Source organism: Actinoplanes sp. TFC3 (genome assembly GCF_001553785.1).
Classification (GTDB): Bacteria; Actinomycetota; Actinomycetes; order Mycobacteriales; family Micromonosporaceae; genus Actinoplanes.
Map to the genome: position 1 here is coordinate 3,430,416 of NZ_LOJP01000001.1, position 13,897 is coordinate 3,444,312.

A 13,897-nucleotide genomic window follows, 5' to 3' on the forward strand; every position below is an offset into this window, starting at 1 on the left:
ACCGCGGCCCCCCCGCCCGCCCCCGCCCCGGCCGGCCCCGCAGCCGGCGATCACCTGCCCGGCGAGTACGAGTTCGTCGACAACCGCGGTGCGGCTGCCGCACCGAGCACCACCCAGCGTTCCCTGGTGCGCGACGACAACCTGGTGACCCGGTGGAACAACCTGGGTACCCCGGCCGCCGTCACCAAGGCGAAGGGCCGGCTCGCCACCGGGCTGAAGGGCAAGCCGGAAACGGTGGTCCGGACGTACCTGAAGAAGAACCTCACCCTCTTCTCCTTGACGGCGGCCTCGGTCGACCAGCTGGAGTGGGTGGCCACGACCAGGATCGGCGATGGTCATGTCGTGCTGCTGCGGCAGAAGTACGGCAGCCTGCCCGCGGCGCACGACGGCCTGATCTCGGTCGCGGTCAAGGGCGGCGAGGTCCTGCGCGTCACGTCCTCACTGAGCCCGCGCACCGAGGCCCCCGCCCCCGCCCGGCTCGACGCCGGGCAGGCCCGCACCGGCGCGCTGGCCGACGCCAAAATCGCCCGCGACGACCTGGACCAGCAGCGCGTGCGCCTGGTGGCCGTGCCCATGCCGGCAGCCGCGCCACGCAGCGCCTACGAGGTCGTCATGACCTCCGGCGACACCGGGCACCCGCTCGGCTACACCTCCTACGTGGACGCCGTCGACGGCAAGGTGCTGCTGCGCGAGAACCTGGTCAACTTCGCCGAGAACGACCCCCACTGGAAGGTCTTCCCGGCCACCCCGCCCCCCACCGGCGCCGACACCCGCCAGACCTGGTGCGCGGTCGCCGCCACCGGCTGCGCCCGGCAGGTGCTCGACCCGGCGACCGGCAAGCCCTGGGACGTCGACGGGATAACGGGCCGGCCCACCTTCACCACCACCGGCAACTCGGCCGAGGCGGTGCGGCTGTGGGGCGACGGCTCACCGGCCACCCCCGCCGCCACCCGGCCCGACCGCGAGTACGTGTACCCGTTCATCAACCAGTGGAACACCAGCAGATGCGACCCGGCCGCGCTCAGCTCGCCGCAGCAGGCCGACGTGGACGCGGCCACCGCGAACCTGTTCGCCATGCACAACCGGATGCACGACTGGTCCTACGAGTTGGGCTTCACCGAGGCCACCTGGAACCTGCAGAAGACCAACACGCTGCCGTACGGCAAGGGCAACGACGCCGAGCGCGGCAACGCCCAGCAGGGTGCGGCCACCGCGACGACCCGCAACAACGCCAACCAGTCGACCGGTCCGGACGGCGTGCAGCCGGTCACCAACATGTACATGTGGCAGCCGTTCGCGGGCAGCGCCTACCCGCCGTGCGTCGACGGTGACTTCGACATGACGGTGATCGGCCACGAGTACACCCACGCCATCAGCAACCGCATGATCGCGGGCCCGGACACCGGCATCACCTCCACCCAGGGCGGCGCCATGGGCGAGAGCTGGTCGGACCTGATGGCGATGGAATACCTGGCCGAGAGCGGCTACACCCCGCGCGGCAACACGGCCTCGGTCATCGGCGCCTACGTCACCGGCGACCTGGCCACCGGCATCCGCAACTACGACATGGCCGGCAGCCCCCTGAACTACTCCGATTACGGGTACGACCGCGGCTCGGCGGTCCACTCCGACGGCGAGATCTGGAGTGCCACCAACTACGACATCCGCCGCGCCTTCACCACCCGCTACGGTGCGGGAACGCGTGCCCAGCAGGAGAGCTGCGCAGCCGGCACCACCCCGGCAACCGAGTGCCCGGGCAACCGCCGCTGGGCTCAGCTGATCTTCGACTCGTTCCTGCTCGCCGCCTCCGGGCAGGTCAGCATGCTCGACATGCGCGACAACATGCTGACCGCCGACGCGCTGCGCTTCGACGGCGCCAACGCGGACCTGCTGTGGAACGCGTTCGCCGCCCGCGGCATGGGCGCCGGCGCGTCCAGCGGCCCGTCCGACGCCGACCCGGTGCCCAGCTTCGCCTCGCCGTACGTGGAGAACTCCGAGATCACCTTCAAGGCCCTCGGTGAGGCAGCGGGCAAGCCGGTGCGCCTGTACGTCGGTGACTACGACTTCGGCGCGCTGCCGATCGCCGACACCGACCCGGCGACCGAACTGCCGGACACGGTGACCCTGGCCCCAGGTACGTACAAGTTCCTGGCCATCGGCGCCGGCTTCGGGCACAAGCGCTTCGCCCAGACCGTGTACCCCGGGGTCACCTCGCAGGTCGGCGTCGTGCTGCCGGCCAACCTCGCCTCGGCGGCGGCCGGCGCCACGATCACCGGCGACGGTACCGGCGCGGCCCGCCTGATCGACGACGCGGAGGGCACGGCGTGGACGGCAACCGGCGGGGCACCCGGGCGCCAGGTCACGGTGGATCTGCCGGGAGATGCGGCCAAGCTGGTGTCGAGGGTGCAGGTCAGCGCCTTCCCCGGCGCGGGCGCGACCACGGCTGCCATGTACAGCACGGTCCGCCAGTTCGAGGTGCTGACCTGCAACGCGGTGGCGGGCGCGGATTGCGCCAGCGACGCCGGCTACAAGGTGGCCTACACGAGCCCGGCCAACGCGTTCGACACCGGCCAGTTCCGGCCCAAGGTGCCCAACCTCATCATGAAGAGCTTCGCCGTACGACCGGGCCTGGCGACCCACGTCAAACTGCGTGTGCTGACGAACCAGTGCATCGGCAACCCGCTCTACCGGGGTGAGCAGGAGGACGACCCCCGCAGCGTCTCGGACTGCGCGACCGGCTCCCCGGCGGCGGCAAACGCGGTCGCCGCCGAATTCCAGGTGTTCAGCAGCTAGATCGGTAGATCAACAAGGGCGTCCGGAGCGATCCGGGCGCCCTTGTCATTAGGATCACGGGATGGCAGTTGCCGCGGAGTTCGCGAAGAGCAAGCAGATAAGCCTGACGACGTACCGGAAGAACGGGTCCGCGGTCGCCACCCCGGTCTGGCACGTGGTTGACGGCGACGAGCTGGTGGTGGTGTCCGAACTGGACGCCGGCAAGGTCAAGCGTCTCCGCAACAGCGGCCGCGTCACGGTGGCGCCGTGCGACTTGCGGGGAAACCTCGCGGCCGGCGCGAGCAGCGTCGAGGGCACGGCCCGATTGCTTGACGACGCCGGTACGGCCCGAGCCCGCGATCTGCTGGCGCGGCGGTACATCATGTCGCGGGCCGGTAACTGGTTCGCCACGGTGTTCCGGGTCCGGCGCAAACCTCTGGTCGGCATCGCGATTCAGCTTTCCTGAGCGAAGGACGCCGGGACACGGCCGTCGCGCGTGCCCCGCCACGGCGTGCCGCGATGGCCGGTTGCCCTGCTGGAACTGCCGTTCGTGTTCGGCCGGGCGGGGGATACGGGTGAGCCACGGGCCTGGTGAGCGCATGCCGCAAAGGTGCCGCACCCCGCGCGCGGCACCGGTGCTGAGCAGCAGGTCAGGGGATGGGCCGGCGCATGGAGTACGTGACGCCGTGCAGCCGGTGAGGTTCGTTGACCACGTGAATGGCGGCACGGTCGTACGCCTGCCAGCCCGCCGCCCCCGCGCGGTTGAGGTGGCGCAGATCGTCGAAGCGTTCGTCGGTGCCCCAGCGCAGCACCCCGCCGGGGTGGTGAAAGGTGGCTGTCCAGTCCATGTAGCGGTCGGAGCCGAACGTGCCGGCCGCGCGGTACTCGAGGCGTGCGTACTCCCAGTTCGTCACAGTCATGATTATCTCTACGACGGCTGGCATCCAGCGGCCCGGGGAGCCGCAAGTCCTCAACTACGGGGCCGGGGAGCCGATCTGAGCGGGCATGCAGCCAATGCCGCGCGTGGGGATCCTGGGCACGGGCGCTTATGTGCCCGAACATGAGGTGACGAACGAGGACCTGATGCGACGGGTGAGCGACACGACACCCGAGTGGATCGCCCGGAAGACCCTGATCGAGGCGCGGCGGTTCGCCGGGCCCGAGCAAGCTACATCCGACCTTGCCACCGCAGCGGCGCGTCAGGCGCTGGAGCGGGCCGGGGTTGAGGCCGGCCGGCTCGACTACCTCATTGTGTCGACCTCGACCGGGGATTCGCCGCAGCCACCGACCGCCTCGCTGGTGCAGCACGCCCTGGGCGCGCACCGGGCGGCCAGCTTCGACATCAACGTGGTCTGCGCCGGCTTCGTGTTCGGGCTCGCCCTGGCGCAGAGCCTGATCGCCGTGCGCCCCGACGCGCTCGTGCTGGTCGTGGCCGCTGACGTGTACTCACGCATCCTGGACTTCGACGACCGGCGCACGGCGATCCTGTTCGGCGACGGTGCCGGGGCCGCGGTGCTGGGCGCGGTGCCCGAGCCGTACGGGCTGATCGACACCGAGCTGGTCACCCACGGCGACGCCCACGACCTGATCCACGTCAAGGCCGGGGGCAGCCGCCTGCCCGCCTCGGCGCAGACCGTGGCCGACGGCGACCACTTCTTCCGGATGAACGGGCGTGGTGTGCGCGACTTCGTGATCGCGGGGGTGCCGCCCGTGCTGTCCGGCCTGCTCGCTCGGGCCGGGATCACGCCCGAGCAGGTCCGGCATTTCGTGCCGCATCAGGCCAACGGGATGATGATCCGCGAGTTGGTGGAGGCGGCCGGGCTGAGCTCTGCTCGTACCCATCTGGTCCTGGACCGGTTGGGCAACACCGGCAGTGCCTCCGCGGCCATCGCCCTCGACCAGGCCGCGCGCGACGGCGAGATCAAGGACGACGATCTGGTCCTGCTGGCCGGATTCGGCGGCGGCATGTCGGTGGGGGCCACCATCTTGCGCTGGTACGACCACCACTGAGCCCCTACTGTCGATCTGCCACCGGCCCGTTCGTCGTAGCCAGGAACGGGCCGATCGGAGGCCCCGGCAGAACGGACTCGTGACGATGGCCAAGTACCTGGTTTTGATCTACGGCGACGAGCAGGTCTGGGACACGCATTCACCGCAGGAACTGGCCGCCAAGCATGCTGCGCACGGTGCCTTCGCGCAAGCGGCCGGCTCGGCGATCGTGGGCGGCGCCCAGCTGCAGGCGGCAGCAACCGCGACCTCGCTGCGCAGCGTGGAGAACGGCAGAGCAGTGCCCACCGACGGGCCGTTCCCGGAGACCAAGGAAGTGCTCGGCGGGTTCTACCTGCTTGAGGCACCCGACCTGGACGCCGCGGTGGCGCTGGCCGGGCGGCTGCCGGAGATCCGCGAGGCGGGAGGCGGGGTGGAGATCCGCCCGGTCGTGGAGCAGTAGGTGGATCCGGTCGCCGAGGCGATCGCTGACGCGCACCGCGGCGAGTGGGCCGCGGTGCTCGCCGCCACGGTGCGCGTCACCCGCGATCTGGACCTCGCCGAGGAATGCGCCCAGGACGCGTACCTGCGGGCGCTGGTGGTGTGGCGGCGCGACGGGATCCCGAGGCGGCCCGGGGCGTGGCTGACCACCGTCGCGCGCAACCGGGCAACGGATCTGCTGCGCCGCGAGACCGTGCTGCGCCGGGCGCTGCCGCTGCTGGTGCTCGACGATGCCGGCGGCGCCGAGCCGGAGCCCGGGGGCATCGGCGATGACCGGCTGCGGCTGATTTTCACGTGCTGCCATCCGGCGCTGAGCCGTGCGGCCCAGGTGGCGCTGACCCTGCGGCTGCTGTGCGGGCTGTCCACCGCGGAGGTGGCCCGCGCGTTTCTGGTGCCGGAGCCGACGATGGCCGCCCGGATCACCCGGGCCAAGAAGAAGATCGCGGTGGCGCGCATTCCGTACCGGGTGCCGTCCGCGGCGGAGCTGCCGGAACGGGTCGGGGCGGTGCTGGAGGTCGTGCACCTGGTGTACACCACCGGTCACGCGGCGCCGGTGGGGGAGCGGCTGGTGCGCACCGAGCTGACCGGCGGGGCGATCGGTCTGGCCCGGATGGTGCACGCGCTGCTGCCCGGTGCTGCCGAGGTGGCGGGGCTGCTGGCGTTGCTGCTGCTCAGTGAGGCGCGCCGCGACACCCGGGTGACGCCGGAGGGCCGGTTGGTGCTCCTGGCCGAGCAGGATCGCAGCCGGTGGGATGCCGCGCTGATCGCCGAAGGCAGCGCGCTGGTGGTGCGAGCGTTGACCAACCGCCCGCCGACCCGGTATGCGGTGCAGGCGGCGATCACGGCGGTGCACGCCGAGGCCCCCGACTGGGCGTCCACCGACTGGCCGGAGATCTGCGGACTGTACGACGTGCTGCTCGCGCTGTGGCCCAACCCGGTGGTGGCGTTGAACCGGGCCGTCGCGCTGGGGATGCGTGACGGGCCGGAGGCCGGGCTGGCGGCGCTGGAGCCGTTGCTGGCCGAGCCGGCGCTGGCGACCTACGGCTATCTCAGCGCAGCGCGGGCCGAGCTGCTGCACCGGGTGGGGCGCTGGGAGGAGGCGCTGTGGTCGTACCAGGAAGCCCTGACCTTGATCGGTAATGCCGTTGAGCGGGACTTTCTGGAACGTAAGCTCATCGAGGTGCGCGCTGCGCGGGACGATCCCAATCCGCCAGGACGGCGTGCGGGGAGCTGAAGGCGGCGAAATCGGTGGTGTCGCGGAACGCGGGAACGGCATAAAGATCACGGGCATAGGACCAGAGCTGGGGGTACGAGTCCAGCCCGCCGATGATGTCGCGCGCCGCGTTCGGGCCGGAGTCGAAGCGCACCAGCCGCACCCACAGCCGGATGTCGGCCTCGGTCAGCTCGCCGCCGGTCAGGTAGCGCTGATCGGCCAGCAGCTCGTCCAGGCGCCGGAAGGTGTCGAGCAGGGCATCGCGCGCCGGACCCGGACCGGCAGCCGCCGCGCCCATGCCGTCGATCAGCACCGGGGTGAGCCAGGCGTCGACCTGCTCGATCTGCTCGCGCAAAGGCGCCGGATAGGTCATGACCAGCGGGGTGGCGAGGTGCTGGAAGCGGGTGGCGAAGTCGATGCCGATGGCCGTGCTGTCGTTGCTCAACAGCTGAGCGGCGTCACGGTCCCACAACGCCGGCACCGACACATGACCGTCGAAACCGGGGTCACCGGCCTCGTACGCCTGGCGCAGCAGGGTGAAGCCATTGACCGGATCCGGGCCGTGGGTCTCGCGGAACGCCCAGCCACGGCCGTCGCGCTCACCGTCGACAAACGACATGCTGACCACGTCCTGCAGTCCCGCCAGGACCCGGGTGATCGCAACGCGCTGCCACCACGGGCAGAACGTGGCGCCGTAAAGGTGGTAGCGCCCGCGCTTCGTGGCGTCGGGGACGCGGCCGGTGCGGCGATACAGCGGGCCCGGGGTGGCCGGGACGCGGTAGACGCCGTGGGTCGCGGTGTCGACCGGGCTGGCGAAGGTGGTCATCGGCGCATCCTACAACCGCTCAGGCGGCGCCCTGGGTGGCCGCAACGGCCATCGTGGACCACTTCATCGCGGCCATGACCGTGCCCGACAGGTCCTGACCCGAGTAAGCCGCTGCCACCTCGTGCAGGTCGCCGCGCTCGTAGGCGTTGACCACCCGCAGCACCTGTCCGATCGGACCGGACCCGCGTTCCAGGGCGGCCTCGATCTCCGGGGTGAGCGGCAGCTGGTGAGCCATTGAGGCCGGGGTCAGCCCGAGCATCCCGGCGACCGCGGTGATCAGCCCGGCCATGAACGCCGCGTCCGAGCTTGCCCCGAACGCCGAGGCCACGTTCTCGCACAACCGGGCGCGGGTCAGCGCGTCGGCCATCTGCGTCTCGGTGGCCTCGGCCACGTCGTCGACAACCATGAGCATGGCCCACTGGCGGATGTGGGCCAGGCCGAGCATGACCACGGCTTGGCGTACCGAGGACACCCGGCTGGCGGCGCCCACGGCTGCGGAGTTGCTGGCCCGCAGCACCCGCATGGTCAGCGCCGGGTCGCCCGCGATGATCCGCAGGACGGTGTCCAGGTCGGTATCGCCGGCGCTCAGCGCGCCGAGCAGTTCCAGCCGGCGCAGCTTGGACGGGCTCAGGCTGGCCGCGGTGAGCACCTGGGGGCGGCTGAGCACGTAGCCCTGGCGCAGCTCGAAGCCGTAGCGGTTGCTCAGCGCCAGGTGCTCGCCGGTCTCCAGCCCCTCGGCGACGATCTGGATCTCCGGGTAGGCCCGGCAGGCCGCGACGATCTCGTCGAGGTGGGTCAGGTCGCCGTGCAGCAGATCGAGTTTCACGTACGACACCAGCGCCAGCAGCTTCTCGTGCCCCGAACCCCACACGAAGTCGTCAAGCGCGATGCGGTAGCCCTGCGCAACCAGCGCGGTGACACCGGCGACCACCTCGTCATCGACGTCGACGGTCTCCAGCACCTCCAGCACCACGTGCTCGGGGCCGAACGGCAGCACCAGCTCGCCGGTGAGGAACTCGCGCGTCATGTTGATGAAGCAGGTCCGGTCGCCGACCACCTCGTCGATGCCGAACTCGGTGAACGCGTTCACGATGACCTGACTCGTGGCATACGTATCGCGCTGACCGGCCTCGATCGCGTCCATGCTGCCGCGGAACAGCAGCTCGTAGGCCACGACGTCGCCGGTCTCGTCAAAGATCGGCTGCCGGCCGACGTGCACAAGCTGAGTGCCCGGCAACGGAATCGGCACCATGGGGTTCACGCCGTGACTGATCGGCCGCAACCCTCGCCAGTTCAGTATTTCCCGGCGCGCAGTTCCTCGGCCAGTGACGGGCCGCTCGGCTGCCAGCCCAGGCCGCGCGCTTTCGCACCGGTGGCCTGCTGGTCGAGCAACAACGCGTCGGCGAATGGAGTCCCGAAGCGTTCCCGGGTGGCTGCCACGCTTTGCTCGGCGATCCCGGCCGGCCCGGCGCAGGCCGCACCCAGATCCCGGACGACCGGATTGTCACCGCAGGCCCCGATGAGATAACCCAGCCCCTCGCCGCGCTCCAGCACCAGCCGGTAGAGCCGGGCGATGTCGTCGACGTGCACCGTGCTCCAGTGCTGCGAGCCGTCGCCGGCCAGCGGCAGCTTGCCCTCCACGGTGCGCCCGGCGGTGAACGCGGTCACCACGCTGCCGCCGCCGTGACCGTAGACCACGGCCGGCGCGATGATCGTGACCACCAGCCCGGAGGTCAGCACCGCCTCCTCGACCGGCACGCGCCACTGGGTCAGCGCGGGCGGCTGGATCGGCGATTCCTCGGTGATGGCGGCGTTGTCGCCCCACAGCCAGATGCCGCTGGTGTGCACGTACGGCTTGCCGGCCTGCTTTGCTGCCTCCACGATGCCCCGGTCAAGCTGCTGGGTGGAGGGGTTGCCGGTCGCGGCCAGGTGCGCGACGGCGTCGGTCTCGGCGAACCGCGCGGCCACCCAGCCCGGCTCGAACAGGTCACCGACCGCAGCCTCGGCCCCGAGCCGGCTGACCTTCCCGGCCGCGCCGGCGTTGCGCACCAGCGCGGTGACGTGGTGCCCCGCCTTGACAAGCTCGGCGACCAGCGCCGCGCCGATGTAGCCAGACCCACCGGTCACTGCGATCTTCATGACCCGACGCTAGCGGTTCGCCGGGGTGCACGGGCGGTGACGTTACCCACGCTCAGCGCTCGTGCGGGCGCGGTGCGCGACCATGTTCACCCGGTTGCTGCACCGTACGCTGCAGAAACGCTTGGAGCCGTTACGCGACAGGTCCACCAGCAGCCCGGTGCAGTCCGGCGCCGCGCACTCGCGCAGCCGGTCCATCTCGTCCATGCGGATCACATCGACGAACGCCATCGCCGCCTCGGCCACCAGGCGTTCGGCCAGCGGCGCGTCCGGCGAGGTTGCGTGCAGGTGCCAGTCCAGGGTGCCGTGACGCACCAGCGAGGGCAGGGCCTTGGCCTCGCGCAGCATCCGGTTGACAGCGGTCACGGCGTCGTCGCGGTCCATGTTCCACACCTCACGCACCAGGTCGCGGGTCTGCCGCACGCCCTGCAGTTCCGCCTCGTCGTGGTCGATGCGCCCGGTGAACGAGAAGGGCGCCAGCAGGGCATCGAGCTGTTCGACGGTGGTCAGCTCGTCGGTCCCGCTGCGTGACGCGCCGGGTGCGGTGTTGGCCAGCAGCACCGCCCACTCCAGTTCTTCCTCGGTGTCAGGGGCAAAATGCAATTTGAGTCCTCACTGAATCCGGTCTACCGTCAGGGGCAACAGTAACTTAGCTCATGACGGCTCTGGGGGAGGAACCCATGACTACGCCGCCGACCGCCCGAGGACTGCTCACGGCCGTGATCTCCGCGGCCTCGTTCGCGACCTCCGGCGCCTTCGTCAAGCCGCTGCTCGGTGCGGGCTGGTCACCGGCCGCCGCCGTGGCCGCCCGCGCGCTGATCGCCGGGATCGTGCTGCTGCCACTGACGGTGCTCGCCCTGCGCGGGCGCTGGGGTGCGTTGTGGCGCGGCCGCTGGCGGGTGGCCGGCATGGGCCTGGTAGCCGTGGCGTTCACCCAGCTCGCCTACTTCGCCGCGATCGAGCGCATCCCGGTGTCCACCGCGCTGCTCGTGGAGTACCTCGCCCCGCTGCTGCTGGTCGGCTACGCCTGGCTGAGCACCCGCCGCCGCCCCGGGCCGCTGGTGCTGACCGGCTCGGTGCTCGCGGTCGGCGGGCTGCTGCTGGTGATCGGGCCGGGCGCGGTGCAAGCGGTGGACCCGGCCGGACTGGCGCTGGCCTTCGCCGCGGCGGTGGGCTGCGCGGCGTACTTCGTGATCGCCGCCCGCCCCGGCGACGGGGTGCCGCCGGTCGCGCTGGCCGGGGCCGGGCTGCTGGTGGGCGGCGTGGCGCTGGTGCTCACCGGGGTCACGGGTCTGCTGCGCTTCGACATGGCCGGCGGGCGGCTGCCGCTGTTCGGCTCGCTGCTGCCCTGGTGGGTGCCGCTGGTGATCGTCGCGGTGGTGGGCACGGCGATCGCGTACGCCACCGGGATCACCGCGTCCGGGCTGCTCGGCTCGCGGCTGGCCTCGTTCCTCGGGTTGCTCGAGGTCGTGTTCGCCTCGGTGTTCGCCTGGCTGCTGCTCAGCGAGAAGCTGACCCCGCTGCAGTTGGCCGGCGGCGTGCTCATCCTGGCAGGCATCGCCACCGTGCGAGCCGACCGGCCCCGGCGCGCTGCCGAGGCCCCGGTGCCGGTCGAAGCCCGCTGACGCCTGAGGCCCGCTGGCGTTCGAGGCCCGCTGGCGTTTGGGGCCCGCTGACCTTTGAGATTCAGGCGAAGTCGCGGTACTTGAGCTTGGCCATGCGCCCGTCCTCGTGGTGCCACACCAGGCCCTCGTACTGCGGATGGGCGAGCAGCCACCCCCGCAGCCCCTCGAAGTCGCGCGGCGTGTCGAACACCTCGGCATCGGCGTGCGCCACCAGCTCGTGCCGTTCGGTGGTTTCCGGATTGCCGTTGACCTTGGGGCCGATCAGCTCGTACGTCCCGGCCTTGAACGACCCGCCCGCCACCGCCTCGGCGTGGTACTTCGCGTACGCCGACTGCTCGATCGGTTCCCAGCCCTGCGTCTTGCCGGTGACCTCGTCCGTGGTCACCGGCACGTACCCGGCCGGTCGTTCCCGCCCGGGCCGGACCTCCCGCCGCGCCCACCACGTCCCGACGTCGTCGAGCATCACGCAGGTCCCGTCGTACTTGCGGGTCGGCGTGCCCGCCCCATCGAGAACCCACTGACATTCCGGGTTGACGTCGGGCAGCGTGCGCTTGCGGTTCTCCGGGTCGCGCAGGAACAGCGTGGGAATCTTGTTCATGGCTGCCATGGTCGCCGAGGTCCGGCCCGCAGCCCAAGCGAGTTTCCCGCGGGACCGCGCACGGTCACACGGGGTACGGCGGGCGGACACCTTGCTCTGCGAGCGTGCAGCCGTGCGCAGCGATGATGCCCTGGCGGCGGCGACCGGCGGTGCCGGGTCCCTGCTCATCAAGCCCGGCGGGGCGCTCGGCCGCAGCGGGCTGTCCTTTGCCTGCGCCGGGCTGGCGCTGCTGGCGCCGGAGTGGCGTGGACGTACCGGGGTCAGGCGTCGTCCACAGGGTGCGTCGGCTCTTCTGCGGAGTCACTAAACTCGCCGGGTGACTTCTGCTCCCGCGTACGAGGTACTGCGCCACACCTTCGGCTACGACGAGTTCCGGGGCGAGCAGCGCGACATCATCGAGACCCTCATCGGCGGGGACGACGCGCTGGTGCTGATGCCCACCGGCGGCGGCAAGTCGCTGTGCTACCAGATCCCCGCGCTGGTGCGCCCCGGCACCGGAGTGGTGATCTCCCCGCTCATCGCGCTCATGCAGGACCAGGTCGACGCGCTGCGCACCCTCGGGGTCAAGGCCGGGTTCCTCAACTCGACGCAGGACCTGGACGAGCGCCGGCTCACCGAGCAGCTGTTCGTGGCCGGCGAGCTCGACCTGCTCTATGTAGCCCCCGAGGGCCTTGGTGTCGCCTCGACGCAGCGGCTGCTCGACCGGGGCAAGGTCGCCCTGTTCGCCATCGACGAGGCGCACTGCGTGTCGCAATGGGGTCACGACTTCCGGCCCGACTATCTGAACCTGTCGATGCTGCACGAGCGCTGGCCGGACGTACCCCGCATCGCTCTGACCGCGACCGCCACCAGCGCCACGCGCGAGGAGATCGCCACCCGTCTCGACCTGGCCGGAGCCCGGCACTTCACCGCCAGCTTCGACCGGCCCAACATCCAGTACCGCATCGCTGCCAAGCAGGAACCCAAGCGCCAACTGCTCGACCTGCTGCGATCCGAGCACGTCGGAGACGCGGGCATCGTGTACTGCCTGTCACGCGCCTCGGTGGAGAAGATCGCCGACTTCCTGGTGCAGAACGGCATCCCCGCGCTGCCCTACCATGCCGGTCTGGACGCGCGCACCCGCGCGAACAACCAGAGCCGGTTCCTGCGCGAGGACGGCCTGGTCATGGTGGCCACCATCGCCTTCGGCATGGGCATCGACAAGCCGGACGTGCGCTTCGTGGCCCACCTCGACCTGCCCAAATCGGTCGAGGGCTACTACCAGGAAACCGGCCGCGCCGGCCGCGACGGCCAGCCGTCCACCGCGTGGCTGGCCTACGGGCTGCAGGATGTGGTGCAGCAACGCAAGATGATCGAGACGTCCGAGGGTGACTTCGCGCACCGGCGCAACCTGGCCGCCCACCTCGACGCGATGCTCGCACTGTGCGAGACCGTGCAGTGCCGCCGCTCGCAACTGCTGGCCTACTTCGGTCAGGCGGCGCCGGACTCCTGCGGCAACTGCGACACCTGCCTGACCCCGCCGGAGTCCTGGGACGGCACGGTCGCTGCGCAGAAACTGCTCTCCACGGTGCTGCGCCTGCAGCGCGAACGCGGCCAGAAGTTCGGCGCCGGGCAGTCCATCGACATCCTGCTCGGCAAGACCACCGAGAAGATCGCCCAGTTCCGCCACCACGAGCTGTCGGTCTTCGGCATTGGCAGCGACTTGCGGGAACAGGAGTGGCGCGGGGTGGTGCGCCAGCTCCTCGCCCAGGGTTTGCTGGCGGTCGAGGGCGAGTACGGGGTGCTGGTGCTGACCGATGCCAGCTCCAGCGTGCTGCGCCGCGAACGCGAGGTGATGATGCGCCGTGAACCGGCCCCGGCGGCCAGGACGAAGGCCCCCAAGCCCCGGCGCGGATCGTCGGCGGCGGCTGCTGCGCCGGATCTCGACCCGGCGGCGACCGAGGTGTTCGAGCGGCTGCGAGCGTGGCGGGCGGCGGGGGGCCAAGAGGGGGGGGGACCGGCGTACGGCATCTTCCACGACGCCCCCGCCAAAGAGGGCGGGGTACCGGCGTACGTCATCTTCCACGACGCCACCCTCAAGCAGATCGCGGCGCTGCGGCCGGGGTCGCTGGCCGAGCTGTCCACGGTCAACGGGGTGGGCGACAACAAGCTGGCCAAGTTCGGACAGCAGGTCCTGGATGCCCTGGCCGGCTGACCGGTGACGACGGTCATCCTCCGGGTTCGATACCCGGCTCGGCAGC

General features: G+C 71.1%; 14 protein-coding genes. 8 read left to right on the forward strand and 6 right to left on the reverse strand.

What is annotated here, in order from left to right:
* The coding region (locus TFC3_RS15425; protein ID WP_082772075.1) for a M36 family metallopeptidase at positions 1-2,793 on the forward strand (2,793 nt) is incomplete at its 5' end.
* 61 nt (positions 2,794-2,854) lie between these two features.
* The gene (locus tag TFC3_RS15430; protein WP_067500297.1) at positions 2,855-3,238 is read left to right on the forward strand and encodes a PPOX class F420-dependent oxidoreductase; all 384 of its coding nucleotides are present in this window, start codon (positions 2,855-2,857) and stop codon (positions 3,236-3,238) included.
* Between the two features lie 184 nt (positions 3,239-3,422).
* Here TFC3_RS15430 and TFC3_RS15435 read toward each other — a convergent pair whose 3' ends face one another.
* Complete coding sequence (locus tag TFC3_RS15435) at positions 3,423-3,692, reverse strand: hypothetical protein (protein WP_236718140.1); 270 nt, start codon at positions 3,690-3,692, stop codon at positions 3,423-3,425.
* Positions 3,693-3,786: 94 nt separating this feature from the next.
* Here TFC3_RS15435 and TFC3_RS15440 point away from each other — a divergent pair, with 94 nt between their 5' ends.
* The 3 genes from TFC3_RS15440 (at position 3,787) to TFC3_RS15450 (ending at position 6,493) form a co-directional block, all read left to right on the forward strand.
* The gene (locus tag TFC3_RS15440) at positions 3,787-4,782 is read left to right on the forward strand and encodes a 3-oxoacyl-ACP synthase III family protein (RefSeq protein ID WP_201787168.1); all 996 of its coding nucleotides are present in this window, start codon (positions 3,787-3,789) and stop codon (positions 4,780-4,782) included.
* 85 nt (positions 4,783-4,867) lie between these two features.
* Entirely contained in the window at positions 4,868-5,221 is a 354-nt protein-coding gene (locus tag TFC3_RS15445; RefSeq protein ID WP_067506755.1) for a YciI family protein, read from the forward strand.
* 54 nt (positions 5,222-5,275) lie between these two features.
* A complete protein-coding gene (locus TFC3_RS15450) occupies positions 5,276-6,493 on the forward strand; it encodes an RNA polymerase sigma factor (protein ID WP_201787250.1) in 1,218 nt (405 codons plus the stop codon).
* Here the strand turns inward: TFC3_RS15450 and TFC3_RS15455 are convergent.
* Genes TFC3_RS15455 through TFC3_RS15470 form a run of 4 tightly spaced genes read right to left on the reverse strand, consistent with a single transcriptional unit; the run spans position 6,432 to position 10,037 of the window.
* Positions 6,432-7,298: a glutathione S-transferase C-terminal domain-containing protein gene (locus tag TFC3_RS15455; RefSeq protein ID WP_067500305.1), complete on the reverse strand. Its 867-nt coding sequence runs from the start codon at positions 7,296-7,298 to the stop codon at positions 6,432-6,434. The genes TFC3_RS15450 and TFC3_RS15455 overlap by 62 nt on opposite strands.
* Positions 7,299-7,317: 19 nt before the next feature.
* Complete coding sequence (locus TFC3_RS15460; protein WP_067500307.1) at positions 7,318-8,550, reverse strand: EAL and HDOD domain-containing protein; 1,233 nt, start codon at positions 8,548-8,550, stop codon at positions 7,318-7,320.
* Between the two features lie 41 nt (positions 8,551-8,591).
* Positions 8,592-9,437, reverse strand: a complete 846-nt coding sequence (locus TFC3_RS15465) for an NAD-dependent epimerase/dehydratase family protein (protein ID WP_067500309.1) — start codon at positions 9,435-9,437, stop codon at positions 8,592-8,594.
* A 42-nt stretch (positions 9,438-9,479) separates the two neighbouring features.
* Positions 9,480-10,037: a CGNR zinc finger domain-containing protein gene (locus TFC3_RS15470; protein WP_082772076.1), complete on the reverse strand. Its 558-nt coding sequence runs from the start codon at positions 10,035-10,037 to the stop codon at positions 9,480-9,482.
* A 77-nt stretch (positions 10,038-10,114) separates the two neighbouring features.
* Between TFC3_RS15470 and TFC3_RS15475 the strand changes: the two genes are divergently transcribed.
* On the forward strand, positions 10,115-11,059 hold the full coding sequence (locus tag TFC3_RS15475; RefSeq protein WP_067500311.1) for a DMT family transporter: 945 nt from the start codon (positions 10,115-10,117) through the stop codon (positions 11,057-11,059).
* Between the two features lie 61 nt (positions 11,060-11,120).
* On the opposite strand, the gene TFC3_RS15480 is transcribed toward TFC3_RS15475, so the two are convergent.
* Positions 11,121-11,657, reverse strand: a complete 537-nt coding sequence (locus TFC3_RS15480; protein ID WP_067506780.1) for a DUF5565 family protein — start codon at positions 11,655-11,657, stop codon at positions 11,121-11,123.
* A gap of 112 nt (positions 11,658-11,769) precedes the next feature.
* Between TFC3_RS15480 and TFC3_RS15485 the strand changes: the two genes are divergently transcribed.
* Both TFC3_RS15485 and recQ read left to right on the forward strand, forming a co-directional pair.
* Positions 11,770-11,964: a hypothetical protein gene (locus TFC3_RS15485; protein WP_153040243.1), complete on the forward strand. Its 195-nt coding sequence runs from the start codon at positions 11,770-11,772 to the stop codon at positions 11,962-11,964.
* A gap of 9 nt (positions 11,965-11,973) precedes the next feature.
* Complete coding sequence (recQ, locus tag TFC3_RS15490; protein ID WP_067500315.1) at positions 11,974-13,851, forward strand: DNA helicase RecQ; 1,878 nt, start codon at positions 11,974-11,976, stop codon at positions 13,849-13,851.
* Positions 13,852-13,897: the final 46 nt, after the last annotated feature.